Raw genomic sequence first — 25,868 nt, forward strand, 5'->3', positions numbered from 1 at the left:
GCGCCGAAGGCGCGCTTGCGAGCAACAGGCACAAAAAAACGGCAGCCAGATAGCTGCCGTTTAATAATATAAGATGATGAGCTTTTACGCTACATGATCATTTGCAATAGCGTTACTTGCAGGTTTTTTAGGATGCATATGTCTGCCAAAGAAACGTTTCTGGAACAGCAGAATAGCTACTACGCCTACGGATATCGCGGCATCAGCCACATTGAATACCGGACGGAAGAACACAAAGTAATCCCCGCCTTTGAATGGGATCCATTTAGGAAGATACCCTTCATACAATGGGAAATACAGCATATCTACCACGCGGCCATGAAGGAATTTGCCATAGCCACCGCCTGCGGGCAGGAACTGTGCTACTTCGTAACCAATACTATCATTGAAGATCAGGCCATAAAACATGCTGTCGATCAGGTTACCGGCTGCTCCAGCCAGAATTAAGGAACCGCAGATCAGCAAGCCAGTGCTGTATTTCTCTTTTACCAGCTTCTTCATGTAATAGAAACCTACTACTACAGCACCCAATCGGAACAAAGTCAGGAAAATCTTCCCAAAGTCGCCACCGAAGGAAAGTCCATATGCCATCCCTTCATTTTCAATGAAATGGATACGGAACCAGTTAGGGAATATAATATACTCCTGCTGCATGAACATGTGTGTCTTAATCCAGAATTTGAGCGACTGGTCAACGACCAAAATGAGTAAGACAATGATGATGACGTGACGATACTTCAAGTGATATTAAAATTTTATCAAAAATAATGGTTTATTTCAAAGTCGGAAACCCGTTCGGCACAAACTGTACCTGCAAGTTGCTTTATTCCTGGAAATATACCCTTTTGACGCGCTGTGAAATTCCTGTTAATATTTCGTAAGGTATAGTTTCCGCCCAATCTGCCAGCTGTTGTACCGGCAAATCCTGGCCAAATACAATGACTTCATCACCCTCTGCAACATCCGGTATATGGCTCACATCCAGCATACACATATCCATCGCCACAACACCTATTACCGGTGCCAGCTTGCCACGGATGAGCATGCTACCACGACTATTCCCCATTTTCCGGCTATAGCCATCGGCATAACCAATACGCACCGTTGCCGTTACTGCCGGCTGCTTAGCCTCCCATTTACGGCCGTAGCCAACGGTATCGCCTGCCTCCAGCTCTTTCAGCTGGGCAATCGTAGTTTTTAAGGTGCTTACATTCCTCAACTGATCTTGTACATCCCGGGTGCTATCAATACCGTACATGCCAATGCCCAGACGCACCATATCCAGTTGCAATTCCGGATGACGTGCAATGGCTGCACTGTTGCTGATATGGCGGATAACAGTATAGCCCAGCGCCTTCTGCAGATCATGGCTCATCTCAAAGAAGAGGCGGCCCTGGTGCTGCGTAAAGGCATCCTCCGCAGGATCTTCACTGGCAGCCAGGTGACTGAACACCGACTGCACTTTCAGCTGCTGACCTGCTGTCAGTACCTGAATGAGTTCAGGAATATCCTTTTTTACAAAGCCAAGTCGGTGCATACCGGTATCCAGCTTGATATGTACCGGAAAATCCGTTTTGCCCGCCGCATTCACTTCTTCCAGGAACTGCATCAGGATACCCATTGAATAGATCTCTGGTTCCAGGTTCCAGTGAAGAATGGCGTCGAAACTGGCCGGCTCAGGGTTCATTACCATGATTGGCATGGTAATTCCAGACCTGCGCAGTTCCACCCCCTCATCGGCATAGGCTACCGTCAGGTAATCCACCCCATGGAATTGCAATAAGTTAGCTATTTCAAAACTGCCGCTGCCATAACTGAATGCCTTTACCATAGCCATCAGCTTGGTATCCGCCTTCAGCAGCGACTGATAATACTTTACATTTTGTGCGATCGCACTCAGGTTGATTTCCAGAATCGTCTGATGTGCTTTCTGCTCCAGCAGCTTACCGATGCGCTCAAACTCAAATATCCGGGAACCCTTTACCAGTATGGTTTCGTACTGGAACTGGTCCGCGCTGAATTGCTGGATGAATTCATCTGTCGTATTGAAAAACTGGGATTTCAGTTCTTCTACCTGCTGAAAACTTTTTTTCTCTCTGCTGATATTCTTACCGATACCAATCAGTTTATTGATACCATTCTGCTTCAGCAGTCCGGCTACTTCCTCATACAAGGTGGCATCACTTTTTCCGCTCTGGAGGATATCGCTGAGGATAACAGTGCGGATCTGGTGTTGCTGCTGTTGCTGCAGGAAATCCAGCGCAATGGTCAGTGAACCGAGGTCCAGGTTGTAGCTGTCGTTGATAACAGAGCAGTTGTTGATGCCCTGTTTGAGCTCCAGTCGCATGGCGATGTTGCTCAGCAGGTCCATACGTTGCTGAATAACATCCTGTTCCTTACCCAGATACAGCATCAGCGCCCAGCAATGAATGGCGTTTTCCACAGAGCCTTCGTCTGTAAAAGGAATACGTATATTCAGGTGCTCCCCTTTATAGGTCGCTTCAATGGTGGTATGATGATCATGCTTATCGGTGCTTACGATACGCAGGTCTGCATCCGTTTTCCTGGACCAGGAAAACAGCTCAGGCCCTTCCTCTCCCATCTGGTTGTGGAAAGACAAAACGGCTTCATTGAGTACCAGGTAATCTTTGGAATAAATCAGAATATCGCTCTTCATAAAGAGGATCAGCTTCTCATTTATTTTCTGACGGATATTCAGAAACCCTTCACTATGTGCTTCTCCGATATTGGTGAAGATGCCTATGGTTGGGCGGATGATCTTTTCCAGGTTGACCATCTCTCCAGGCTGGGAGATGCCGGCTTCAAAGATCGCCAGCTGATGTTCGGGCTGCATCTGCCATACAGATAATGGTACCCCGATCTGTGAGTTATAACTTTTTGGGCTGCGAACGATGTTGTAATCCTTTTCCAGCAACTGGAAAAGCCATTCCTTCACAATGGTTTTACCATTACTTCCTGTAATCCCGATGACAGGGATATGAAATTGTGCCCGGTGCCAGGCCACTAATGCGTGTAATGCATGTAGTGTATCTTTCACCAGAATAAAGTTGGCTTTGGGATATTTCTCCAATGGTACAGCCTCACTGATAATAAAGTTGCTGACCCCTTTTTTGTACAATTCGTCAATGTACTGATGAGCATTACGCCTGGTGCTCACCAAAGGAATAAATATGGATGTTTCCGGAAATATCAGCTTACGGCTGTCCAATAAGATGTTATCAATTTCTGAAAATCCAGTCTCCTGCAACAACTCTCCTTTCAGGACTTTGTTGATACTCGCTGCGTTATACACGTTTTTATCAGTTTGAATAATCACTTGACGGCTACAAAAACGAATTTCGCAGCTGCCTTTTACTTCACTTGTCCTTTCGGTAATTCTTTCTTTTTATGGTAAAGGGAATAAAGAATAGAACCACCCAGACATACTACAATCACGATCAGTGATACGTATACTGGTATATGTATAAAATACTCTGCGAGCATTTTAAGGCCAATAAAAATTAATACAGTGGCAATGCCTTTAGGCAGATAGTCGAACTGATCTACCGCTCCTCTCAACAGGAAAAATAAAGACCTTAACCCAAGTACTGCAAAGATATTAGATGTAAACACTACCATCGGGTCCTGTGATATCGCAAATACTGCCGGTATAGAATCCAGTGCAAATACAATATCTGTAACCGCCAGCATTACTACTACCACAGATAAAGTAGTCAGGTAGGTTTTGTTATTTCTTTTGATCAGAAATTTCCCTTGCGGATCTTCTGTCGTCCAGCGCATGTACTTCTTTACGAATCGTAATGCAAAATTATCCTCCGGATTGAATTCATCATCATCCTTCGCGCTGAACATCTTCACACCCGTATATACCAGGAATACCCCGAAGATATAGAGAATCCACTCAAATTTATGAATCAGAACAACACCAAGACTAATAAATATTGCTCTGAATATAATTGCCATCAGGATACCTATCAGTAATACCCTGGCATAATTCTCTTCTTTAATTTTAAAAAATCCAAATATGAGAATGAATACAAAAATATTATCGATCGATAAAGACCACTCCATCAGGTAGGCACTCAGATAGCTGATTGCCGCCTCATGGCCATCTTCCAGCCACATAAAACCGAAAAACAGTAACGATAACCCTACCCAGAAACAAGTCTGAATCAGTGCCTTTTTGATTGTAACCTGCTCATTTTTCTTACTGAGTAACCCCAGGTCAAAGATCAATGCCACAATGATCACAATCCCGAAAATAACGTACGTCCACTGCGTGGGTGTCATAAGACAGTTGAATTATGTGAAAGGCAAAGATAATAAGTTAAGTGGGATCTATTCTGCGAACCTCCGCTGACGAATAAACAGGAAGACCATAGCGAACAGCAGGATTAATCCCACTGGTACTGCAAAACAGATAATCTGCCATTTGGTCTTTTCTTTCTTTACCTTTTCTGCATCCAGCAATCGTAAAGTGATTTCCTTATTACGACTTTCCATAATGTCTTGTCTGCCCGTCAGGTATTCCAGGCAGTTCAGCATGAACTCCTTATTGGCAAAGGCATAGCCAGGATTGTACTCATTGATACCCATCTGCAATGGCCCCTCTTTACGGGACACCGCATTAGCGATCAGATCCCCGTCACTCACAACGATCATCGCATTGGCGCTATCAGTTACCGACTTCACCGGTGTACGGGAAGCCTGCTCCAAAGGCCCGGCCACAGCAGGGTCTACGTGATTATGATATAGAGAAGTGAACTTTCCTTCCAGCAACACTGCTGCCGGAATAAAGGATTTACGGTATTCCCGTGTATTTGGCTGCACTTTCAGGCTCTCCCAGCTTATCTCTGCCGGTACACGCATTGTTTTACTGGTGCGTGAACTGGTCAGCAAAATCGTTTTCTTAATATCATCATTCCGGATGGTATCCAGTGAACTCGCAAAATGACTCAGCACTAAATCCATATTACGAACAATCGGATGCGCACCTGTCGGGGTCAGCAACGGAAACATCGGGAATGGCAAAGGCTGTATCTGTGGCCTGTTGCCAACATTGCCTACCACCAGGGGCACCGCATCACTTTGCAAATCCTGGATGATGTCCTGGTTGATGCGTACGCCATAACGGAATAAAATATCTTCCAGGTTCAAACCCTTGTCGAACGCGAGGAAGGACTCCTTTTTCTGCAGACTGTCCAGTGAGGCGTTGGTTTCATCAATAAACCACATCACCTTACCACCATTCATTACATACTGGTCGATTTTGAATTTATCAGCATCGCTGAAAGCATCTGACGGCTTGGCGAACAGTATCACATCAAAATCTTTTGGTATGTATGGAGTGGTCTGAAGCGTAAGGGTATCTAAATTATAATTGCTCTGTAAGGTGGTGAGTGCGTCATAGACTTCAGCGCCCAGGCTTTCGCCATGGCCCATCATATAACCGATGAGTGGTTTTTCGGACTCCATCAGTTTGCTGATAGCACTGGTAAACTGGTATTCCAGCAGGGATTCCGAGCTGTTCATGGTTTGCATGGGATCCTGTCCGCCCTGATTTTTCAGGAGGTTGACACCTGTTTTTTTGTCTTTGTAATGCAGCATGGCACCAGGAAAGATCAGTTTTTGCGCATAGCTGTCGTGTGCATCTTCCTGTACTTTAATATTAAAAGGCATGATACCTTGTGCGGTGAGTTCGCCCAGGAATTTCATGCGTGCGGTATCGCTGAGGCCTTCGCCTGGATTTACAAAGGTGAAGCGGATATTCTGTTTACCATATTCCCGGAATTCTTCCAGCAGCTCCTGTGTGGACTGCGCCAGCTGCTTAAAGGAGGCGGGATAGTCGCCTTTCAGGTACACTTCGATTTCCACCGGACTATCCAGTTTTTTTAACAGTTTGATAGTTTTGGAAGAGAGCGTATATCTTTTTTCTGCGGTGAGGTCCCAGCGGCCGTGGATATAGGCTGCTACTATGTTTACCCCGATAAGAACCAGTATAACACCTATTGCCCGCTGGAAATATTTTTTTCGTATAGTCGTTGCCATGAGATCCTTATCCGTTTTGCCAGAGTTTTCGTTGGAGAGATAGTTTAGTCAGATACAGCATCAGTCCGGTGATACTCAGGAAGTAGATCACGTCTCTGCTGTCGATCACGCCGCGGCTGATAGACACATAGTGGAATTTTATTCCTGCCATTTGCAGGTAAAAATCGGCGCCCCCGCTGAATGCCGGGATTTTGCTGATCGCATCAAACCCGTTGTAGAAAATGTAGCTGGTAAAAACTGCGATGAGGAAAGCCACCATGGCATTGCTTGTCAGGGAAGACGACCATACACCGATGGCGGTGAAGGTTGCTCCCAGCAGCAATAGCCCGATGTAGGAACCTATGATGCCGCCATTGTCGAGCAACAGCGGATTAACACTGAGCTGCCGGATGGCGAAATAGTAGATAATGGTAGGAAACAGGGAGATGGCCACGATGAGCAGGGAGCTGAAGAATTTACCCAGCACGATTTGCCAGCCGCCAAGCGGCTTGGTACTGAGTAATTCCATGGTGCCGGTTTTGAACTCATCGGCAAAGCTGCGCATCGTAATGGCAGGAATCAATAACAGATATAACAGTGGTGCGAGGTCGAAGAGCGGGTCCAGGTTTGCATAGCCGGTATCCAGCAGGCTGGTATCCGGGAATACAAACAGAAAAAGCCCGTTTGCCAGTAAAAACAGTATAATGGCTACATAGCCGGTTACGCCGCTGAAAAACTGGTTTATCTCTTTCTTAAAGATGGCTAGCATGAATAGTAATTAGTAAAGATGCAAATATATAGTTATTAGATATTGGTTATAACTGAATTATTATTGTGCAGATGACCGGAATTTTGTCCGGCAAAATAATAATGTCATAGGCTATTGGCCTTGTTTGTAGGCTTCCCAGGCCGGACTGATCTCCCGCATGGCTATTACTGCCCTGGTAATGGTATCGATGGTAAAATCGATTTCTTCCGGAGTAGTAAATCTGCCAACACCCATTCTGAGGGCATTTCTGGCGAGCATATCATCTATACCCATGGCTTTCAGCACGTAGCTGGGTTCCATGGATGCAGAAGTACAGGCCGACCCGGAACTGAGGGCGATTTTTTTAGCAAAGCCCATGATCAGTGTTTGTCCTTCGAGGTAGTTTAGGGAGATGTTTACCGTATGTGGTAACCTTGGAGCGCCGCCGCCGTTCAGCCTGGAGGCTTCCAGTTGCAGGAGGCCCAGCTCCAGCTTGTCGCGCAATACGGCCAGGCGGGGGCCTTCTGTACGCATTTCTTCTCCACATAATTCACATGCCTTCCCGAAACCTGCTATGCCTGGCACATTCAGGGTGCCTGAGCGCATACCCCTTTCATGACCGCCGCCGTCTATCTGGGCCGCCAGTCTTACCCTTGGCGACTTACGTCTCACATACAAAGCACCAACGCCTTTAGGACCATAAATCTTATGTGCGCTAAACATCATCAGGTCAATATCATCTTCCAGCACATTCACCGGGATCTTGCCTACTGCCTGTGTGGCGTCGCAGCAGTAAATTACGTTATGTTTTTTAGCAATCCGGCCAATTTCTTTCACCGGTTGGATGACGCCGGTTTCGTTATTGGCATACATGATGGCAATGAGGATGGTTTGCGGGGTGATGGCCGCCTCCAGTGCTTCGATAGAGATGAGGCCCTGCTCGTTAACCGGTAACCATGTTACCTGGGCACCTTTTTTTTCCAGGTGGCGACAGGTATCTACGACGGCTTTGTGCTCGGTAACACAGGTAATAATATGATTACCACTGCCGGCGTACATTTCATAAACCCCTTTGATGGCCAGATTAGCGGCCTCTGTAGCGCCGGAGGTGAAAACGATTTCCTGTTTTACGGCCCCGATCAGCTGTGCTACCTGCTCCCGGGCATAGTCAACAGCCTCTTCCGCCACCCATCCAAAGGGATGACTCCTGCTGGCTGCATTACCATATTGTGTGGTAAAGTACGGCAACATCGTTTCCAGTACCCTCGGATCTACAGCGGTAGTGGCATTATTATCCAGATATATCGGGAGTTTCAGCATTCAACAAAAATACGACCTTTCAAAAATAAGTTCCGGACTCAAGGTATGGATCTTACCGCTATTGAAGTATAGGAAAGCTATGGAGAAATGTAATGTCTGAAGAAGGAAGGAGTTAAATTCCCGGACAAAATCTTAAAAAAAGGGGCAGGGCAATTTGCTGATATGCTTTGTCCATCCTGAGAATAGGAAGAGTACCCGGGTTGCTATTTGGGAGGAGATTTGCTAAAATACTTATTTCAGATACCTTAAATATTTAAAAAATATTTAATTATAATTTTTTTTATTTTTTTTCCATTTTAGCAATCCAAAATATTTAAGGGCTCGTAAGTTATAATACAACCCCGCCAGAAAGGGCGATGTTAAAACCAAAAAAAATTTCAAAATAACTGAACAAAAGTATTTTCTACTACGTTATCTATATAAACACACAAAAACAATAACATAATCACATAAAAATATTGGAGCTTAAAATACAGCTCAGTCTGTTTAAGTTCTTAACGATTACTCTAAAGTTGGCATAGGTTATGAACACCTGCGGGTTTTTTAGCTTGCAGGTCTTTTTTTTTATCTAAAATGTAAAGGCCAACCGAATTTGTGGGATAGTTATGACGTTATACATTCTTATAAACGCTTTATTTTTTCTTTGAATTGTGCAGTGCATTATATTTTTACTTACATAATATATAAAGCGCAAACTAACTTTCTCATCTTAGTTATTTACAATTAGAAATAGAGCTTGACATAATCAAAAAACGGAAGCCGACTCTTATGAGCCGGCTTCTTTCGTATATATATTTCCGTAACCATAGTACGTAGTATCTCCATTTCAACTTTCTAATATGTAGATGCGTGCCACATCTACTTTGTAGCTGAATAATTTTATCGTAACTTATACTCATTGTTTGATTAATCTTTAAAAATACAGAAAATGAAAAACCAACATTTTACAATCTCCCGTGAGGCGATCAGACGGGCTAGCAGAATGGCGGGCCGCAAGCCGCATTATTTAGATGAATACAACGGAATCGTTACCATCAAATTGATGGAGAATGGGGTTGAAAGAGTTATAGAATATAGCTGGGAAGAAATTAATGAAGCCGCTGCTAAAGCTTTTGGAAAGTATGGAAAGAAATTATAATCATGTCTATGCTAAAATTATAGAAGGGAATGATATTATTGTTGGACCCATCGCCTATTCGATGTACAAAAAAAGTAAAATTGAATATATCGAAAAACAAAGGGAAAGTGGGAATGTCTTAACGGATATTGATTTAGTCCCATTCAATAATTTTTCTTCTTCTGATAGCGCATTAGATAGTTACAGAATTCAAGCTGAATCAATTGTTCAGGAGTTTATTAAATATATTCTTACTGAGGAGGTAAAGAATCAAAGAACACTGGCAATTCAAAATCAGGCTGAAATACTAAAGAATGTTATTAAACCATTTACTACTTCATTTGGTACTAACGTTTTAGCCGGTGTCATCGCTTCTTTCCTGTTTACGCTTATTCTCGCCATACTGTTGTTTATCAAAACCTTTGGTGATCTGAATATCAGCTTAAAATTTGAACAAAAGAACGCGCTGGAAAATACACAGCCACACAAATAATCTTTAACTTTTTTATCGTATAAAAAAAGTCATCTCTATTCAAAAGAGATGACTTTTTTTTGATGTAAACAAATGTCTTAATTGAAAATATATCTCACGCCAAACTGTCCTTGCCAGCGGCTGATAGTACCGGTATTATCTCTATAGGATGTTGTTACCGGAATTTCATTCTTCGCATCCAGGTAAGGGAACGAGAACGCAGGTGCAGCGGTCGTTTGACCGGTAGCCGGATCACGATATAATCCCTCGTATTTCAGGAAAGAACTAACATTGGAAATTTTATAGGTACCCCATCTTCTGTTCAGGAAATTACCCAGGTTGATAATATCGAAGGTAAGACGGATCGTATGTTTGGTTTTGTCTTTACCTGTGAATACAAAAATATCCTGTGTGATATTCAGGTCTGCACGTTTAAAGAATGGTAATACTACGCCATTACGTTCTGCATATTCTCCTCTGTGGCTGCTCAGGTAATTATCCTGCTTAATGAAGTTGTCCAGCTGGTTCCAGATTACGCCGCTGCTGCGTTTATCAGCATTGGTCGCCTGATTATAACCGGCATCCCCGTAACCTACCGGCACCAGTTTGATCTGGCTGGCATTGGCAGGAATAAAGATCAGGTCGTTGTTGCCGTTAGATCCATCGTTGTTAAGATCTCCGTTGTAAGTATAACTAACTACACCATTAGGCGCTGCTTCGAATACCATACCGAAAGAGGTGGCAAAATGCTTCGCCCAGGTAAAACGATAAGATGCAGTAGCAATAACACGATGCGGCAGATAGAAGTTGGAATATCCCAATACATCTGCATTAGGATCGCCGCTCACCGGACGATCGCGCCAGTTACTCTGTGCAATGCTTCCGCCATCGTTTACGCTACGTGCCTTGCTGTAAGTATAGGCTGCACTCAGCGACAGATGTTGTGTATTTTTCTGTAACTGTAATGTGATGAAATAGCTGTATCCTTTATTGGTATTCTTCATCAGAATGGCGTCGCTGATATTCGGATTGCTCAACGTATTTTTACCAGGACCATAAATCTGTGAAGACGCATAGCGGGTGCGGTGATCCGGTGTGCTATCCAGCACCAGGCCTGTTGCAGGCAGGTTCACGTTCTGGAAATATACTGCATTGATATCTTTGGAGTAGTTAGCTTCCAGTGTTGCATCGATGCCCAGCGGCAGCCTTCTGTCAACGGCCAGCGTGGCTTTCAGTACCTGTGGGTATTTGAAATTCTTATCGATGGCGGCTACGTTATATGCTGTGGATAACTGACCCGGGCCCGGACGGTATTTGTCGGCACTTGGATCAAAAGGATAAGGAATGGTAGTGGTGGAAGTAGCAGTATAGGTAAATGATCCGAACTGTACTCCATTGTTACCGGCCTGGTTGCTTAACCATACTGCCGGCGGAGGACCCGCAAATAACCCAATACCACCGCGGAGCTGCGTCTGATTGTCGTGGGTGATGTCCCAGTTAAAGCCTACACGCGGACTCAGTAACGGCGCTGTTTTAGGACGTTGGCCCACATCCAGTTTTGCACCATCCCTGAAGGTAAGTGTTGTCAGGGAATCGTTTCTGGTGAAGGTATTGCCAATTATGGGAACGTCTACACGTAAACCGTATGTCAGGGTGAAATATTTTGTAGCACTCCATTTATCCTGTACAAATAACCCTAATTCCAGGGAGTTGATTTTGGCAAATGGAAAGGAACCATCAGGTGTGCTGGCGTATGACAGCGCATAACGGGCCGTTGTCAATGCACCTGTTTTTGCGCTGGCATAAAAATCGCTCAGGGTATTATAACGATAGTTACCTACATAGTTTGGTGCAAAACCATTCACGAAAGTTTTGTAATAGTTCTGAGTGCCGATGGTGATTTCGTGTGCGCCGCGATAGAGATTGAAGATATCTGACAGCTGAAATACATTGGTGTTCAGCTTATTATTGTATGTAAAAGGCTCATAGCCAAAAGCGGTATAGCTGGCGCCCTGGCCATTCATGATATCTACCAGCGGGAACTGACCTGCAGAGAGAGAAGACCTGAAATCGCGCATGGCACTAAATCCTGCCTGTAACTTGTTGGAAGCATTATTACCGATACGGGTATTCAGCTCGGCAATAAGGATGTTGAAGTTATTGTTGATCCTGTAACCGCTTCCGCTGAAAGGCAGGCCTGTATTGCTTGGCTGACGGTTGCTGCCGGGAGCACCACTGTTACTGGCCGGAATATCTTTATAAGATTTCAGGTAGTTATACTTAAACGTAAATGTGTTACGGGAATTAACGTTCCAGTCAAGTTTTACCGTTACTTTATCACTGTATGTTTTATACGTATAACCCTGATAAGCACCTGGGTCATAGTTATATTTATCGATCAGGAATTTTCTCAGTGCATCCAGCGTATCGGCAACTGCCTGTGATACGTTGCCTCCTGCTACCTGACCAGGTTTGTTGGCTACCAGACTGGTTGCTGGTGCATCGATGCGCTCTGATTCGGCGCTTATGAAGAAGAATAATTTATTCTGAACTATTGCACCACCTACGTTAAAACCACGCAGGTTATAATTGAATGTAGGCTTGGGAACCGTGGCGGTACCTACTTTCAGACCTTGCAATCCCGGCGTTTGTACGTAGGTATACACGGTACCTTTAAAATCGTTGGTGCCACTTTTTGTAACGCTGTTGATGCCGGCGCCGGAGAAGCCTCCCTGGCGTACATCGAAAGGAGAAACATTCACCTGGATCTGTTCCAGTGCTTCGAGAGAGATAGGCTGAGAGCTGGTTTGAGAGCCAAGGGTGGGCTGTAAACCAAATGCGTTGTTGAAGTTGGCGCCATCAACGGTAATGTTGTTGAGCTGATTACTTCTGCCACCAATATTCAGACCGTTGGCAGATGGTGTTAACCTGGTGAAGTCCTGCATGGAACGGCTGATCGTAGGCAGGCGGTCCATTTGCGCACGGGTAATCACTTCCTGACTACCGGTACGGCTCTTGTTAAATACTTTGTTTTGTGCGCCGGCAGCTTTTACTACCACTTCACTTAATGCGCTGGTAGCCGCCTGCAGACTGATATCCACCTTATAGTCCTGGCCAAGGGACAGGAAGATGTTATCTTTCTTTTCGTCTTTAAATCCTACATACGTGACCGTTACTACATACGGACCACCTACGCGGAGGTTGGGTAAGTTAAAACGGCCATCTTTACGGGATAACGCAGTGTACTTAGTACCTGTTGGCTGATGTATCGCCACAATACTGGCTCCCGGAACCGGGTCTTTTGCACTGCTGACGATTCCGGAAATATCGGCAGTGGTCTCTTGGGCATAGAGCAAACGGGGCAACAGGAGTACGCAGCAGAGTATACTCCACAGAACATGGGAAAGTTTGGGATTCATTTAATTCAGATTTTGGTTAAAGGTCATGAACCTATGTTAATGCATAGATATATAAAAATTATGAAATCATTAACATTTGTTCTATGTGTTTTTAACCGGAATCTGCCTTTGTTTATGAGATAACACGCTCCATACCAGTGCTTCTGGAGCCTTTTACGAGGATGTAGGTATTGGTGAAATGCTGTTGTGCCAGCCAGTCCCTGGCCTCCAATGCATCATTTAAATAGATATATGGATGGTTTACTTTTTTGAAATCGCCACCTACTAAAACAACTGCGTCCCAGTGCTGGCGTTCCAGGAGTTCTACCAATGCTTTGTGTTCTTTAACGCTATCTTCTCCCAGCTCCATCATGGCGCCCAGCATCAGTACCTTTTTAGGGGCATCCAATCCGGCAAAGTTTTCCAGCGCTGCTTTCATACTCGATGGGTTCGCATTGTAAGCGTCCATAATGATGGTATTGCTATCCTGCTTCATTACCTGTGAGCGGTTGTTGGAAGGAACATACGCAGCAATGGCCGGTGCAATTTTCTGTTGTGGTACCTTAAAATGACTGGCAACGGCTACCGCAGCCATAACATTCGGGAAATTATAAGCGCCTACCAGTTGGGTCTGTATGAGTCCAACCTGGCTGTCGCCGGTAACTTGTACTTCCAGGAATGCTTTTTCAGCAAGGGGATTGCCGGTATAATCTGCTGCTTTGCGGCCATAGGTCACAATATGTGGGATACCTTTGCTCATCTCTTCCAGGTAATCATACTCATTGCATACGAACACGGTGCCATTATGTGCACGCAGGTAATCGTATAGCTCTCCTTTGGCTTTCTTTACGCCTTCCACACCGCCGAATCCTTCCAGGTGGGCCTTACCGATATTGGTAATGATACCATGCGTAGGCAGCGCTATTTTGCAATAGGCTTCAATTTCGTGCTGATGGTTGGCACCCATTTCAATAACGGCAATTTCTACATCAGACTTAATACTGAGGATCGTCAGCGGAACACCGATGTGATTATTCAGGTTGCCAACGGTGGCGTAGGTTTTATAGTTGGAAGATAAAGCGGCATTAACCAGTTCCTTAGTAGTAGTTTTACCATTGGTGCCTGTTATGGCGAGGAAAGGAATGCCCAGCTGCTGACGATGCTTCAGCGCCAGTTGCTGTAAGGCTTCCAGTGCATCATCCACCAGCATCATCTTATCGGTATTGGTAAAATATTTTTCTTCATCTACCACAGCAAAGGCTGCTCCTGCTTCAAGAGCTTTGGCTGCAAATTCATTCCCGTTGAAGTTGGCGCCTTTCAGCGAGAAATAGATATCGCCGGCTTTCAGTTTACGGGTGTCTGTTTGGATAGACGGGTATTGGAGGTAGATGTTATAGAGTTGATCAATATTCACAGTCAATGGTGTTTGTTACAAAGATAATTTTTTCTGCCAGAGACACAAGTTATACAGCTGATCCATAATCGTTATCAGACTGCTATGCTAAATCTTTAGGTCGCTATGAGAACTAAAAGCTGCTACCTTTGCAATATAAAATCAACTGTCATGAAACGCTTCCTGATGCTGGCCCTATGTATGGCATTAAGTATTATCGGATATTCTCAGGATATTGTTACTGCCAAAGGAGCCACGATCTCCTTTTACTCATCCGCACCCTTGGAGGATATTGAAGCCAAAAGTACCCAGGCTGTATCTGCTATAAACATCAAAACAAGAGCGATTAACTTCCAGGTACCTATTACTTCCTTTGAGTTTGAAGAAAGCCTGATGCAGGAGCACTTTAATTCGGAATATATGGAAAGTGGAAAATACCCTAATTCGGTGTTTAACGGGAAAATCACGGATAACGTCGACCTGAGTAAGGATGGTACCTATAATGTAACTGTAACCGGTACGCTTAATCTGCATGGGGTTAGTAAAGCCTATACCGTAAAAGCTACGATCGTAGCCCAGGGCGGTGCGCTCAAAGCTAACGCCAAATTCAATGTGCGACTGGCAGACCATAATATTAAGATCCCAACCATCATTGTAAAGAACATTGCGGAAGTAGTAGCTGTTACTGTCAATGGTACTTACATGGCAATGGGTAAATAGCTTTTCCCCAATTTCAATAATTCTGCTAGATTTACGTTAAGGAGATAGATACTGTGGAAAAAATAAAGGCAACGATCCGGGTAGACTCCCGGCTGGCCGCAGTGGCTGCAAAAAGGATGAAGTCTGAGCGCCTTGCAATGGTAGTAGGAACAACTATTCATTTACATGGTACCACCAGGGAAGAATTCCTGTCAGATATCCATTGGGTACGACATGAAGCCTGCCACCTGCATCAATACCGTGAATTCGGCACTTTTCGCTTCCTGTATTTTTATATTGTAGAATGGATCCGGAAAGGGTACTATAATAATCACTTTGAAGTGGCCGCCAGGGCTGCAGAACGGGATCCCGGTGTACTGCGGGACGTGGAAATTCTCTAAAAAATCGTTAAAGCAGGAAATTGGCCCGTATTTTTCCTTATTTTTACGTTAAAGGTTGTTATATGGTAAAGAAGGTAACAGAAGGAATCACAATCAGCGTGGAAACATTCTACCAACCGGATTATTCAAATCCTATTGGCAGCGAATTTATGTTCGCCTACCGTATTACTATTGAAAACAACAATACTTTCCCTATCAAGCTGCTCCGTCGCCACTGGTACATCATCGATTCCAATGGTAACCACCGCGAAGTGGAAGGTGAAGGCGTAGTAGGGGTACAACCATTACTGGCTCCCGGCGAAACTTATCAGTACGTCTCGGGATCGAACCTCCGCACCGAAATCGGCAAAATGTACGGCACCTACCAGATGGAAAACCAGCTGGATAAAAAGCTGTTCGACGTGAAGATTCCGGAATTCCAGATGATTGTACCATTTAAGCTGAACTAGTCTTATTTAACTTTATAAAAAAAGACAGGTCCGGCCATATGGTCGGACCTGTCCTTTTATTGACATATCATCTATTTCGGTCTGTATTTCGCCTCGTTAAAGATCTGCATCTGATCTTTGATTTCCATCAGTTGCTGCAAACTCAGCTCTGGGTGCTTATCCATGTATTTCTTCACAATCTGCCAGCCTACAAAATTACCAATCTTACCCGGTGAGCCTTCAGGCATACCCTGTGTAGCAGGGCCATCACCCATAAAATGGCTGATTTCCTGCCAGTCGGTATTATAAAGGAGGTTATTTTGTATGAAGAACTGCCAGATCATCTGCTCATTATCATAACACCAGCTTAGCTGTGCTTTCGTATATCCCAGCTTGATAGTATCCGCAGTGTTAGGTAATACTTTATCGAGGAAATACTGCTGACGGCCGGCATCGATCATCTGGGAAAGCAGGTGACCACCGTCGCGGCCAGCCGGGTACATTTGCTGCTCCAGCACCTGCATGCAGTTGGCGGTGATATATTCCGGTGAAAAACGACGGATCATATAATCAGGTAAGTCCTCGATCATATGATATGGCGGGAAATCTTCCCCCATATACATATCAAGGCCAATACCCAGGATGGTATCCATCGTTACCGCGCCATAATTGGCGATGCCGGATATGAAAGTAACCACCTGCGGTGTTCTGAATTTAGGAAAATAGTATTTGGTATATTGAAAGGCCTGTGTCAGCTCTTTTTTTACCGGCTCCAGATTGCCAAACTTCTGTTTTACAGCCACTTGCAGCTGACGGAAGTCCTTGTTGGTCAGAAACAGGTGCAATTGTTGCAGGATCTGCTGACTACTGTCCGAATAGGCGCCGAGGTTCATAATGTCGGTCATATATACCGGCAGAAACATCGGGTAGGCAGCGTGGAGCTGCTGCAGGCCTGGCTGAAGATGGTTCGTATCTAACGTAAATAACGCAGAATCAAACCTTTCCGGGCTAACGTTGACGGATATATTACTCACATCAGGAGCCCTGGGACCGGATTTACAGGCAGCAAATGCCAGAAAAGCCAGCAACAGCCAGCTAAAACGGGTGTGTATATTAGTGTAACTTTGCATCGCTCTTAAAAACTGAATAAAGGGTAAATTTATTATTTACCTTGTACTTAAAAAAAGACAATATCCTTAATATGAAGCGGATTTTATTGCTAATGATGATGTTGGGAGTAGTGAAAGGGACAATGGCACAGCACAATTATGACAACTTTGGAAAAAGAGTAAGATTGGGTTTTAATCTCGACCCGATGATCTCAATAATGAACCCACAGGAATCGGGCGTCTCGCGAACAGGCGCCAAAGCCGGACTGGGATTCGGTCTTATGGCCGACTTCAGCCTGAACCCGGAAGGGAATTATGCCATCGCCTCCGGTTTTAACGTGGTACTGGGCGGAAGCAAACTGAAATATGATGCCGGTAAAGGACTGAGCGACTATAAAGCTCTGCCTTCGGAATATAATTTTAAGCTGACTCATATCCAGATTCCCGTGGCTTTAAAGCTGAAAACCAATGAAAACGATATGGGAATGGCTTTCTGGGGACAATTCGGAACCTATTTCGCGTTCCCGGTTAGCGCCAGAACGGATGTAACCACCGCCACCCAGACTTTCGATAAGGTGAATATTCTCTCCGATATAAACAGAATCAATATCGGTATGTTAATAGGTGCAGGCGTAGACTACCGTTTGGGTGATAACCTGACCGGTTCTGTAGGTCTTATTTACCAGAACGGTTTCATCGACGTTACCCGTAACGCCAAATGGAATGATGGCAGAGTGAATTTAAATAGCTTTGCACTGCGATTAGGTGTTTATTTCTAAGCATCACTAATTTTGATTTTATGAAGATTATACTGGCACAACAGAATTATCATATAGGCAATTTCGAACTGAATACTGCTAAAATTATTGAAGGCATTGCTGCCGCTAAGGCGCAGGGCGCCGACCTGGTAGTGTTTTCTGAACTCTCTGTATGTGGATATCCTCCGCGTGACTTCCTCGAATTCGATGATTTTATCCGCCAGTGTTATGCTGCCATCGATACGATAAAGGCACATGCCACAGATATAGGCGTGCTGGTTGGTTGTCCGGCGCGTAACGAACAGGCGCAGGGTAAGCATCTGTTCAATGCTGCCTGGTTTCTGCACGAAGGGGAAGTAAAACAGGTTATCCACAAAACCTTACTCCCCACCTACGATGTATTTGATGAATACCGCTACTTTGAACCTTCCTTCGAATGGAATATTGTTCCGTTCAAAGGCAAAAGGCTGGCGGTTACCATCTGTGAAGATATCTGGAACCTCGGTGAGAACCTCCTCTACCGCATCTGCCCGATGGATAAACTCATGGAGCAGCAGCCGGACGTAATGATCAATCTGAGTGCGTCTCCTTTTGATTACGACCACGACGAAGACAGGAAAGAGATCATTCGTGCGAATGTGCTGAAATACCGCCTGCCGATGTTCTATTGCAATACTGTTGGCTCCCAGACAGAAATCGTATTTGACGGTGGTTCCCTGATCTTTGATGCGCAGGGTAATATTGTGAAAGAACTGCCTTACTTCGAAGAGGCCATGGGCGGCGCTGAGCTGGAACCCTTGCTGAGTAATGGTAAGCCAGTGGCTGATCAGCCGGTGTTTACGCCGCTGACAGAACTGGTTTTTGACCATAATATCGATCGTATCTATGATGCGCTGGTGTTGGGTATAAAAGATTATTTTAAGAAGATGGGCTTTACAAAGGCCATCCTCGGGTCTTCCGGTGGTATCGACAGCGCAGTGACCCTGGCCATCGCCTGCGACGCCCTGGGCAAGGAAAATGTACGTGCCGTACTGATGCCTTCCCCTTATTCTACGGAGCATTCCGTGGACGACGCTGTCGCGCTGTCCAAAAATCTGGATAATCCATACGATATCATTCGTATCAATAAAATTTATGAAACCTTCCTGGAAACCCTGGAGCCCTATTTCCAGGGGCTGCCTTTTAATGTGGCAGAGGAAAATACACAGTCTCGCATCAGGGGGAACCTGTTGATGGGATTATCTAATAAATTCGGGTATATCTTATTGAATACCAGCAATAAAAGTGAGTTATCCACAGGGTATGGCACTTTATATGGAGATATGGCTGGCGGATTGTCCGTTTTAGGGGATGTGTATAAAATGCAGGTGTATGCGTTGGCAAGATATATTAACAGAGATAAGGAAATTATCCCGGTAAATATTATTGAGAAAGCGCCTTCGGCAGAACTCAGGCCTGGTCAGAAAGATTCTGATAGTCTGCCTGATTACGCTGTACTCGACAAACTGCTGTATCAGTACATAGAGCGCCATCAGGGCCCTCGTGAGATTGTTGCACATGGCTTCGACTCAGCTTTGGTTTCGCGGACCTTAAAGATGGTCAACGCCAATGAATACAAGCGAAATCAGTTCTGTCCTATTATCCGGGTATCTTCAAAAGCCTTTGGCGTGGGTCGCAGGGTGCCGATAGTAGGAAAATATCTCATATAAGCCCAGGAAAGTTAGCCTGCTAATGGGCTAACAGCCAAAAGCTTTTATATTTGCTCAAATTTTTAATCTGTAATAATGTTACAAGTACCGTTTATACGTCAAAATAAAGAGTTAGTGCTGGAAAGACTGGCACTCAAGAATTTTAAAGAGATAAACCTGGTAGATGAAGTAATTGCGCTGGACGACAAGCGTAAAAAGCTGACCCTCGAATATGATGAAACCCAGGCACAGGTAAACAGTTTGTCCAAGGAAATTGGTAAACTGATGGCCACAGGCAATAAAGAGGCTGGTGAAGAGATGCGTGCGAAAGTAAATGCACTGAAAGAACGCCTGGCTCCTGTAAATGAAGAGCTGAACGCTACTGAAAAAGAATTGATCGATACATTGGTGAAACTGCCTAACCTGCCGGCAGCGCAGGTGCCAGCAGGTAAAACACCGGAAGATAACGTAGAGGTACGCCGCAACGGTAACATTCCTGAATTACATGAAGGAGCTGTTCCTCACTGGGACCTCGCAAAAAAATACGACCTGATCGATTTCGAATTGGGTAATAAGATCACCGGTAGCGGATTCCCTGTGTATAAAAACAAGGGTGCCCGTCTGCAACGCGCTATGATCCAGTATTTCCTGGATTATAACATCAATGCGGGTTACACTGAATATGCACCTCCTTACCTGGTTAATGAAGCCAGTGCCTTTGGTACCGGTCAGCTGCCAGACAAAGAAGGCCAGATGTACCACGCCACAGCAGATAATTTCTACCTGATCCCAACAGCAGAAGTTCCGGTTACCAACATTTACCGCGACGAGATCCTGAAAGATACCGATCTGCCTGTTCGGATGACTGCCTATACACCATGTTTCCGCCGTGAAGCCGGTTCTTATGGTAAAGATGTTCGTGGCCTGAACCGTGTTCACCAGTTTGATAAAGTGGAACTCGTTCAGATCGTTCATCCGGAGAAATCTTTTGAAGCCCTGGATGAAATGGTAGCCCATGTGGAAAGCCTGTTACAATCTTTACAGCTGCCTTATCGTATTCTCCGCCTTTGTGGTGGCGATATGAGCTTTACCTCTGCTATAACTTACGATTTTGAAGTATATAGCACTGCACAGCAGAAATGGCTGGAAGTGAGCTCTGTGAGCAACTTTGAAAGCTACCAGGCTAACCGTATGAAAATCCGTTTTAAGGAAGCCAACGGTAAGCCTCAGCTGACACATACATTAAATGGTAGTTCTTTGGCATTGCCACGTATCATGGCATGTATCCTGGAAAATAACCAGACTGCGGATGGTATCCATATTCCGGCTGTGCTGCAGGCATATTTTGGTGCGGGTAAAATCCAGTAATGATAAATTTCATAAATATTAGTAACTTGAGTGTGGTCAAATTAATCTGGTATTACACAAACTAATTTTATGAAAACACTACTCCAGTTAACAGTCATCGCTGTTGTTCTGTGGGGTTGCAGCAAAAGTTCAACACCATCAGACAGCGCAGCCAAGACGGAAGCTGCTTTCGCAAAATACCCGGATTCTGACGGTAAAACTGTCTTCCGCCAAAATTGCAACAAGTGCCACGGGTACAGATTGCCAGAAACCCGTACCGCAACACAGTGGCCTGGTATTATTGATAAAATGGCCAGAAAAGCCAAATTAACAGATGACCAGAAAGCGGCCGTACTGGACTTTGTAAAAACAAATGCTAAAGCATCATAATCAACTTTTTTAGTAAGGTTTAAAACAATCAGCGACCGGAAACGGTCGCTTTTTTTATTTTCGTTGCAATAATACCAACTTTGCCATGCGACACTTTTTACCCAACGGGGAAGAACTGGTAATACGTGAGGCAAGACTGAGAGACGCCGCAAATCTGCTCTCTAACTACCAACGCATGACCACCGAAACAGACTACCTTTTGCTGACACCACAGGAAGCATTGGAGCTGGACGCTGAATCTGAAGAAGCATTTATTAAAGCGCACATCGACAAACACCGGCAGCTATTGCTGGTGGCTACCGTAAATGACCGTATCATCGGCGCCGTTAATGTGGATAACACCGGCCATGATAAGCGGCCGCATATCGGGGAAATGGGCATTGGCGTGGCCAAAGCCTATCATGGTATGGGCGTAGGCCGCCGCCTGATGACGGCCATGCTACGCTGGGCCGAACAACACGAAGATATTTCCCTGCTGTACCTGCAGGTGGCTGCCGCCAACGAAAGAGCCATGCAGCTTTACAGGAACTTCGATTTCCACGAGTGCGGGCGCCTCCCCGATGGTATCCAGCTCCGTCCAGGCATTTACAGCGATCTCGTGACAATGTACAGACGTGTATAACTATTATTTCGACGCCTGATTTATTACCTTTAATCCTCAATCAGCTCAAGATGAGATACGACAGGCAAACAAGACTCGAAGGATTTGGACCCGCTAAACAACAATTGCTGCAACAGGCAGCCGTATTGGTAATTGGCGCCGGCGGACTGGGAGTGCCCGTGCTGCAATACCTGACAGCCATGGGCGTAGGCAGGATCGGCATCGTAGAACATGATACCGTGTCCATCACCAACCTGCAAAGACAGGTGCTTTATACCACCGCCGACCAGGGCAAGCCTAAAATTGCTCTGGCTGTGGGCCGCCTCAAACAACTGAACCCTGAAGTTACTTTTGATAGCTATGATACCTGGCTCACCACAGCTAATGCATTGTCTATCATAGAGAAATATGATGTGGTAGTAGATTGTACAGATAATTTCGGTACCCGATACCTGATCAACGACGCCTGTGTCATTGCCGGCAAACCGCTGGTATATGGGGCTATCTATAAATACGAAGGACAGGTAAGCGTTTTCAATTATGAAGATGGCGCCACCTACCGCTGTATTTTCCCTGAGGCGCCCGCGCCTGGCGAAATGCTTAACTGTAGCGAAATTGGGGTGTTAGGTGTGCTGCCTGGCATCATCGGCACCTATCAGGCCAACGAAGTCGTGAAAATCATTACCGGTATCGGTACTCCTTTAAAAAATCAATTAATGACGATAGATACGCTGCATAATACACAGCATATCTTCAATATAAAAGCTGTGGAAGAGAATAAAAAAATTGCTGCGTTACAACCAGATTATGCCCAGGACGTATGTGAGATTACCGGTGTACAATCTTTGTCTGTACAGCAACTGGAGGCCTGGAGAAATGCAGGTAAAGAATTTTTATTGTTAGATGTTCGTGAAGAAGATGAGTGGGAGATCTGTCATATAGATAATTCCCTGCTGATGCCGATGGGAACGGTGATACAATCTTTTCCGAAGATAACACTGAAAGGCCCCGTGGCGGTGCTTTGTCATCATGGGATGCGGAGCCGTGCGGTGGCGCAGCGCCTCACAGAAATGGGCGTTAAAAATGTATATAATGTGGAAGGTGGCATTCATGCCTGGGCCTGTGCAATAGATGATACTATGGCAACTTATTAATATTACAGCTGTGATCACAACCCTTTGTTTACTATTCTTCCTGGTAGCCCTCATGTACTCTGCTGCCGGCTTTGGAGGCGGCTCCAGTTACCTTGCTATTTTAGCCTTATGGGGCGTAGATTTCCAGCTGATGAAATCAACAGCGCTGTTGTGCAACATAGCTGTTGTAGTGGGCGGTGTTTATCATTTCTATAAGGAAGGCCATCTTCCTATGAAAAAAGCATTACAGATATCCCTGGTGAGTGTGCCGCTGGCCTTCCTGGGAAGCTGGCTGCCAATCAAGCAGTCTACCTTTTTCCTGGTATTGGGCATCGCACTTACATTGGCGGCGGTGCTGATGTGTATCCGTTTGTTTTTTGAACGTAAGCAAGAGATAGAAGAAGTAAAATCTCACAATAATACCGTCTACGGACTTATCGGTGGCGCCATCGGGCTGCTGTCGGGCATGACGGGTATTGGTGGCGGTATCTATCTGGCGCCAGTCCTGAAGTTGGGTAAGTACGATACTTCTAAAAATATCGCCGGTATCAGCAGCTTTTTTATCCTGGTAAACTCTATTTCAGGCATCTTCGGACAGATAGTAAAGAAGCAGGTTGTATTTAATATAGATTTCGTATTGCCGTTACTGATAGCTGTTATTTTAGGCGGGCAAATAGGCGCACGACTGAGTGCCAAAGTACTGAAACCTAAGTGGGTAGCGGGTGCTACAGCAGTGTTGATTTTGTATGCAGGTGTGAGGATGTTGATTAAATAGATAGCTGATGATAAAGTTTTTTAGAGACCTATTTAACAGAACGACAGAAAAAGAAGCCATAGCATTGCATGTTGCCGGCGCTACCGTACGCCATGCCTCTCCGTTTCAGACACTGGAATCTTATAAAAATGCAACTGAACCTTCCCGGGATTTTTTAAACAGATGGGGCGCCTTATGTATGGTGCTTCCAAATACACCAGCACAGATATTTCAGTCATTGGCTGATGATATAAGAGCTGTTGACAAGGAAATCTGTTTGCAGTTATTGGGACATTTTGATTGGCGCACGCGCACTGTTGGGGCTTATTTTGCCGCTGTAAAAGGTTATGACGATCTTATTGAGATCATCGGTGTACACCTGTTGAAGAGTGAAGTATGTTTTGCGGGAGAGACATATGCACATGTCCTATCTTATTTCAATACCCCTGCATCAGTAAAATATCTCGACAATTATCTTGAATATTATCTCCTCCAAACCAATCTCTATTTTGATCAGGTATCAGTAATGCATGCATTGGATTACCTGGATGGTATCAATAATACACAGTTTACTGTGCGGCATTTGCCTGCCTTCAATAGCCTGACGCGCAGTTGGGAGATGAAAACAACAGGTGCTTCTGACAGAAAGTTTATGAGTGATGTCGTGAAAACATTTAATGTATTAAGGGCGTTGGAATAGACAACCTTATCCTCCAATAATACTCATACTCTCTTTCTGATCCTGAATAAAATACTTCTCTGCTTCAAACCCATCAATAAAACGTGCATTGATAGCGGCCTTCAGGCCAGCACGAATATTAATATCCTCAAAATCCCTGGACCGCATCAGGTCTCTGACATTGAACATATGATTACCATACAAACAGGTTTTTATACTACCGGTAGCGGATATACGTAATCTGTTGCAGGTACCACAGAAAGTGCGGCTATACGCAGGTATGACGCCTATATTGCCATAGTAGCCGGGAATCTTGTAATTCATGGCAGTAGCGTTGGGCGCATCTTCGAGTTTAGTCAGTTCGTATTTTGATCTAACGGTATCGATTATACGCTTATAATTCCAGTTAATGCCGGAAAACTCATTCCCCTGGCCATTAAAGGGCATTTCTTCAATATATCTTACAGATATGGGCTGCAGACAGGTGAGCTCTGCAAAATCAATGATCTCATCTGTATTCACCTCTTCCATCACCACCATATTGATTTTTACCTGCATGTGGTGCGAAAGCATGGCATGGAGGCATTCCTGCACATCCTTGAATTTATTACGGCGGGTAATACGTTCGAATTTTGCGGCGTCAAGGGTATCCAGACTTAGATTCACCTTATTGATACCCAATGAGATAAGATCAGGAATGAATTTTTTTGTTAAGACGCCATTGGTAGTGATGGCCACTTCCTGGATGCCGGGAATATTTTTTAATCGCGCTATCAGCGAGATCAGATTAGGACGTAAAAATGGTTCTCCTCCGGTAATCCTTATTTTGGTAATACCATCAAAGCTGAGAATTTTTATCAGCCGGATAATTTCATCGTCAGTAAGTAGGGCTGTTGTCTGCTCAAATTTCATATTGGCAGGCATACAGTAAGTGCAGCGGAGGTTGCAGCGATCAGTCACTGAAAGCCTTACATAATCCACCATTCTGCCATGGGTATCCACAAGCATCGGCTAACAGTTTTTGCTGGCCATCGGGTTATCGAATGACTGGCTGTCATCTTCATCACGATCGGACAGGCATTTAAAATCTTTTTCTACAAGTATCGCGAGAGTGGAACCATCGGCATTGGGAATATCCAGGCTGAAGCCCACATCACCGGAGCTGATCCAAAGTTGCAGTTGTGGAATTGGAATAAGAAGATGTACACCGTCATGTTCCAGCTTGGCGATTGGTGCAGGAATATCTTTACCCCTGATCACAAAGTGCAGGGTACCAGTGCCGATATGTGTGATAGACTCAACTTTACTAACCGTTTCCAGCAGCTCCATATCGATTTTGTCAAGGCGGTACCTGATACTGTTTGCTCTGAGTCTTATCTTCATAA

General features: G+C 44.8%; 24 protein-coding genes. 13 read left to right on the forward strand and 11 right to left on the reverse strand.

The window, feature by feature from the left end; genetic code table 11:
* Window positions 1-84: 84 nt before the first annotated feature.
* From F3J22_RS05200 to F3J22_RS05225, 6 genes are all read right to left on the reverse strand, one after another.
* Window positions 85-741, reverse strand: a complete 657-nt coding sequence (locus tag F3J22_RS05200) for a lipoprotein signal peptidase (protein WP_167014981.1) — start codon at window positions 739-741, stop codon at window positions 85-87.
* Between the two features lie 82 nt (window positions 742-823).
* Window positions 824-3,313, reverse strand: a complete 2,490-nt coding sequence (locus F3J22_RS05205) for a bifunctional UDP-N-acetylmuramoyl-tripeptide:D-alanyl-D-alanine ligase/alanine racemase (RefSeq protein WP_167014983.1) — start codon at window positions 3,311-3,313, stop codon at window positions 824-826.
* Window positions 3,314-3,372: 59 nt separating this feature from the next.
* On the reverse strand, window positions 3,373-4,311 hold the full coding sequence (locus tag F3J22_RS05210) for a TerC/Alx family metal homeostasis membrane protein (RefSeq protein ID WP_167014986.1): 939 nt from the start codon (window positions 4,309-4,311) through the stop codon (window positions 3,373-3,375).
* Between the two features lie 48 nt (window positions 4,312-4,359).
* The gene (gldG, locus tag F3J22_RS05215; protein ID WP_167014988.1) at window positions 4,360-6,069 is read right to left on the reverse strand and encodes a gliding motility-associated ABC transporter substrate-binding protein GldG; all 1,710 of its coding nucleotides are present in this window, start codon (window positions 6,067-6,069) and stop codon (window positions 4,360-4,362) included.
* 7 nt (window positions 6,070-6,076) lie between these two features.
* A complete protein-coding gene (gldF, locus tag F3J22_RS05220; protein WP_167014990.1) occupies window positions 6,077-6,817 on the reverse strand; it encodes a gliding motility-associated ABC transporter permease subunit GldF in 741 nt (246 codons plus the stop codon).
* Window positions 6,818-6,928: 111 nt separating this feature from the next.
* Window positions 6,929-8,113, reverse strand: a complete 1,185-nt coding sequence (locus F3J22_RS05225; protein ID WP_167018318.1) for an IscS subfamily cysteine desulfurase — start codon at window positions 8,111-8,113, stop codon at window positions 6,929-6,931.
* Between the two features lie 931 nt (window positions 8,114-9,044).
* Here F3J22_RS05225 and F3J22_RS05230 point away from each other — a divergent pair.
* Together F3J22_RS05230 and F3J22_RS05235 are read left to right on the forward strand one after the other, a co-directional pair.
* The gene (locus F3J22_RS05230) at window positions 9,045-9,254 is read left to right on the forward strand and encodes a hypothetical protein (RefSeq protein ID WP_167014992.1); all 210 of its coding nucleotides are present in this window, start codon (window positions 9,045-9,047) and stop codon (window positions 9,252-9,254) included.
* Window positions 9,238-9,726 (forward strand): hypothetical protein, encoded by a 489-nt coding sequence (locus F3J22_RS05235; protein WP_167014994.1) that lies wholly within the window; start codon window positions 9,238-9,240, stop codon window positions 9,724-9,726. Before F3J22_RS05230 ends, F3J22_RS05235 begins: the two co-directional genes overlap by 17 nt.
* A 77-nt stretch (window positions 9,727-9,803) precedes the next feature.
* On the opposite strand, the gene F3J22_RS05240 is transcribed toward F3J22_RS05235, so the two are convergent.
* The gene (locus F3J22_RS05240; RefSeq protein WP_167014996.1) at window positions 9,804-13,124 is read right to left on the reverse strand and encodes a carboxypeptidase regulatory-like domain-containing protein; all 3,321 of its coding nucleotides are present in this window, start codon (window positions 13,122-13,124) and stop codon (window positions 9,804-9,806) included.
* A 112-nt stretch (window positions 13,125-13,236) separates the two neighbouring features.
* A complete protein-coding gene (gene murF, locus F3J22_RS05245) occupies window positions 13,237-14,517 on the reverse strand; it encodes a UDP-N-acetylmuramoyl-tripeptide--D-alanyl-D-alanine ligase (protein WP_167014999.1) in 1,281 nt (426 codons plus the stop codon).
* Window positions 14,518-14,667: 150 nt separating this feature from the next.
* Here murF and F3J22_RS05250 point away from each other — a divergent pair, with 150 nt between their 5' ends.
* The 3 genes from F3J22_RS05250 to apaG all read left to right on the forward strand — a co-directional run bounded on the left by F3J22_RS05250 (window position 14,668) and on the right by apaG (window position 16,045).
* Window positions 14,668-15,216, forward strand: a complete 549-nt coding sequence (locus tag F3J22_RS05250) for a YceI family protein (protein WP_167015001.1) — start codon at window positions 14,668-14,670, stop codon at window positions 15,214-15,216.
* Between the two features lie 53 nt (window positions 15,217-15,269).
* Entirely contained in the window at window positions 15,270-15,596 is a 327-nt protein-coding gene (locus tag F3J22_RS05255) for a DUF4157 domain-containing protein (RefSeq protein ID WP_167015003.1), read from the forward strand.
* A gap of 62 nt (window positions 15,597-15,658) precedes the next feature.
* Complete coding sequence (gene apaG / locus F3J22_RS05260) at window positions 15,659-16,045, forward strand: Co2+/Mg2+ efflux protein ApaG (protein ID WP_167015005.1); 387 nt, start codon at window positions 15,659-15,661, stop codon at window positions 16,043-16,045.
* 71 nt (window positions 16,046-16,116) lie between these two features.
* Here the strand turns inward: apaG and F3J22_RS05265 are convergent, their stop codons facing one another.
* Window positions 16,117-17,154: a hypothetical protein gene (locus F3J22_RS05265; protein WP_167015007.1), complete on the reverse strand. Its 1,038-nt coding sequence runs from the start codon at window positions 17,152-17,154 to the stop codon at window positions 16,117-16,119.
* Window positions 17,155-17,225: 71 nt separating this feature from the next.
* Here F3J22_RS05265 and F3J22_RS05270 point away from each other — a divergent pair, with 71 nt between their 5' ends.
* From F3J22_RS05270 to F3J22_RS05305, 8 genes are all read left to right on the forward strand, one after another.
* A complete protein-coding gene (locus F3J22_RS05270) occupies window positions 17,226-17,912 on the forward strand; it encodes a porin family protein (protein ID WP_167015009.1) in 687 nt (228 codons plus the stop codon).
* Between the two features lie 20 nt (window positions 17,913-17,932).
* On the forward strand, window positions 17,933-19,600 hold the full coding sequence (locus tag F3J22_RS05275; RefSeq protein ID WP_167015011.1) for an NAD+ synthase: 1,668 nt from the start codon (window positions 17,933-17,935) through the stop codon (window positions 19,598-19,600).
* Window positions 19,601-19,675: 75 nt separating this feature from the next.
* Window positions 19,676-20,947: a serine--tRNA ligase gene (gene serS, locus F3J22_RS05280; RefSeq protein WP_167015013.1), complete on the forward strand. Its 1,272-nt coding sequence runs from the start codon at window positions 19,676-19,678 to the stop codon at window positions 20,945-20,947.
* A gap of 69 nt (window positions 20,948-21,016) precedes the next feature.
* Window positions 21,017-21,316, forward strand: a complete 300-nt coding sequence (locus F3J22_RS05285; protein WP_167015015.1) for a cytochrome c — start codon at window positions 21,017-21,019, stop codon at window positions 21,314-21,316.
* Between the two features lie 85 nt (window positions 21,317-21,401).
* Window positions 21,402-21,938: a GNAT family N-acetyltransferase gene (locus tag F3J22_RS05290; protein WP_167015017.1), complete on the forward strand. Its 537-nt coding sequence runs from the start codon at window positions 21,402-21,404 to the stop codon at window positions 21,936-21,938.
* A 50-nt stretch (window positions 21,939-21,988) separates the two neighbouring features.
* Complete coding sequence (locus tag F3J22_RS05295; protein WP_167015019.1) at window positions 21,989-23,071, forward strand: HesA/MoeB/ThiF family protein; 1,083 nt, start codon at window positions 21,989-21,991, stop codon at window positions 23,069-23,071.
* A gap of 10 nt (window positions 23,072-23,081) precedes the next feature.
* Window positions 23,082-23,825: a sulfite exporter TauE/SafE family protein gene (locus tag F3J22_RS05300; RefSeq protein ID WP_167015020.1), complete on the forward strand. Its 744-nt coding sequence runs from the start codon at window positions 23,082-23,084 to the stop codon at window positions 23,823-23,825.
* A gap of 7 nt (window positions 23,826-23,832) precedes the next feature.
* A complete protein-coding gene (locus F3J22_RS05305) occupies window positions 23,833-24,504 on the forward strand; it encodes a DUF6000 family protein (RefSeq protein WP_167015022.1) in 672 nt (223 codons plus the stop codon).
* 6 nt (window positions 24,505-24,510) lie between these two features.
* Here the strand turns inward: F3J22_RS05305 and moaA are convergent, their stop codons facing one another.
* Complete coding sequence (moaA, locus tag F3J22_RS05310; protein ID WP_167015024.1) at window positions 24,511-25,491, reverse strand: GTP 3',8-cyclase MoaA; 981 nt, start codon at window positions 25,489-25,491, stop codon at window positions 24,511-24,513.
* Between the two features lie 3 nt (window positions 25,492-25,494).
* Complete coding sequence (locus tag F3J22_RS05315; protein WP_167015026.1) at window positions 25,495-25,866, reverse strand: hypothetical protein; 372 nt, start codon at window positions 25,864-25,866, stop codon at window positions 25,495-25,497.
* Between the last annotated feature and the right edge of the window lie 2 nt (window positions 25,867-25,868).

This window comes from Chitinophaga sp. Cy-1792, assembly GCF_011752935.1.
In the GTDB taxonomy this organism is placed as follows: domain Bacteria; phylum Bacteroidota; class Bacteroidia; order Chitinophagales; family Chitinophagaceae; genus Chitinophaga.

Excerpts from the sequence above, each read along its gene's own strand:
- F3J22_RS05210 (WP_167014986.1), bottom strand. The coding sequence starts at position 4,311 with ATGACACCCACGCAGTGGACGTACGTTATTTTCGGGATTGTGATCATT.
- gldG (WP_167014988.1), bottom strand. The coding sequence starts at position 6,069 with ATGGCAACGACTATACGAAAAAAATATTTCCAGCGGGCAATAGGTGTT.
- gldF (WP_167014990.1), bottom strand. The coding sequence starts at position 6,817 with ATGCTAGCCATCTTTAAGAAAGAGATAAACCAGTTTTTCAGCGGCGTA.
- F3J22_RS05230 (WP_167014992.1), top strand. The coding sequence starts at position 9,045 with ATGAAAAACCAACATTTTACAATCTCCCGTGAGGCGATCAGACGGGCT.
- F3J22_RS05235 (WP_167014994.1), top strand. The coding sequence starts at position 9,238 with ATGGAAAGAAATTATAATCATGTCTATGCTAAAATTATAGAAGGGAAT.
- F3J22_RS05240 (WP_167014996.1), bottom strand. The coding sequence starts at position 13,124 with ATGAATCCCAAACTTTCCCATGTTCTGTGGAGTATACTCTGCTGCGTA.
- F3J22_RS05250 (WP_167015001.1), top strand. The coding sequence starts at position 14,668 with ATGAAACGCTTCCTGATGCTGGCCCTATGTATGGCATTAAGTATTATC.
- apaG (WP_167015005.1), top strand. The coding sequence starts at position 15,659 with ATGGTAAAGAAGGTAACAGAAGGAATCACAATCAGCGTGGAAACATTC.
- F3J22_RS05265 (WP_167015007.1), bottom strand. The coding sequence starts at position 17,154 with ATGCAAAGTTACACTAATATACACACCCGTTTTAGCTGGCTGTTGCTG.
- F3J22_RS05270 (WP_167015009.1), top strand. The coding sequence starts at position 17,226 with ATGAAGCGGATTTTATTGCTAATGATGATGTTGGGAGTAGTGAAAGGG.
- F3J22_RS05275 (WP_167015011.1), top strand. The coding sequence starts at position 17,933 with ATGAAGATTATACTGGCACAACAGAATTATCATATAGGCAATTTCGAA.
- serS (WP_167015013.1), top strand. The coding sequence starts at position 19,676 with ATGTTACAAGTACCGTTTATACGTCAAAATAAAGAGTTAGTGCTGGAA.
- F3J22_RS05285 (WP_167015015.1), top strand. The coding sequence starts at position 21,017 with ATGAAAACACTACTCCAGTTAACAGTCATCGCTGTTGTTCTGTGGGGT.
- F3J22_RS05290 (WP_167015017.1), top strand. The coding sequence starts at position 21,402 with ATGCGACACTTTTTACCCAACGGGGAAGAACTGGTAATACGTGAGGCA.
- F3J22_RS05295 (WP_167015019.1), top strand. The coding sequence starts at position 21,989 with ATGAGATACGACAGGCAAACAAGACTCGAAGGATTTGGACCCGCTAAA.
- F3J22_RS05305 (WP_167015022.1), top strand. The coding sequence starts at position 23,833 with ATGATAAAGTTTTTTAGAGACCTATTTAACAGAACGACAGAAAAAGAA.
- moaA (WP_167015024.1), bottom strand. The coding sequence starts at position 25,491 with ATGCTTGTGGATACCCATGGCAGAATGGTGGATTATGTAAGGCTTTCA.
- F3J22_RS05315 (WP_167015026.1), bottom strand. The coding sequence starts at position 25,866 with ATGAAGATAAGACTCAGAGCAAACAGTATCAGGTACCGCCTTGACAAA.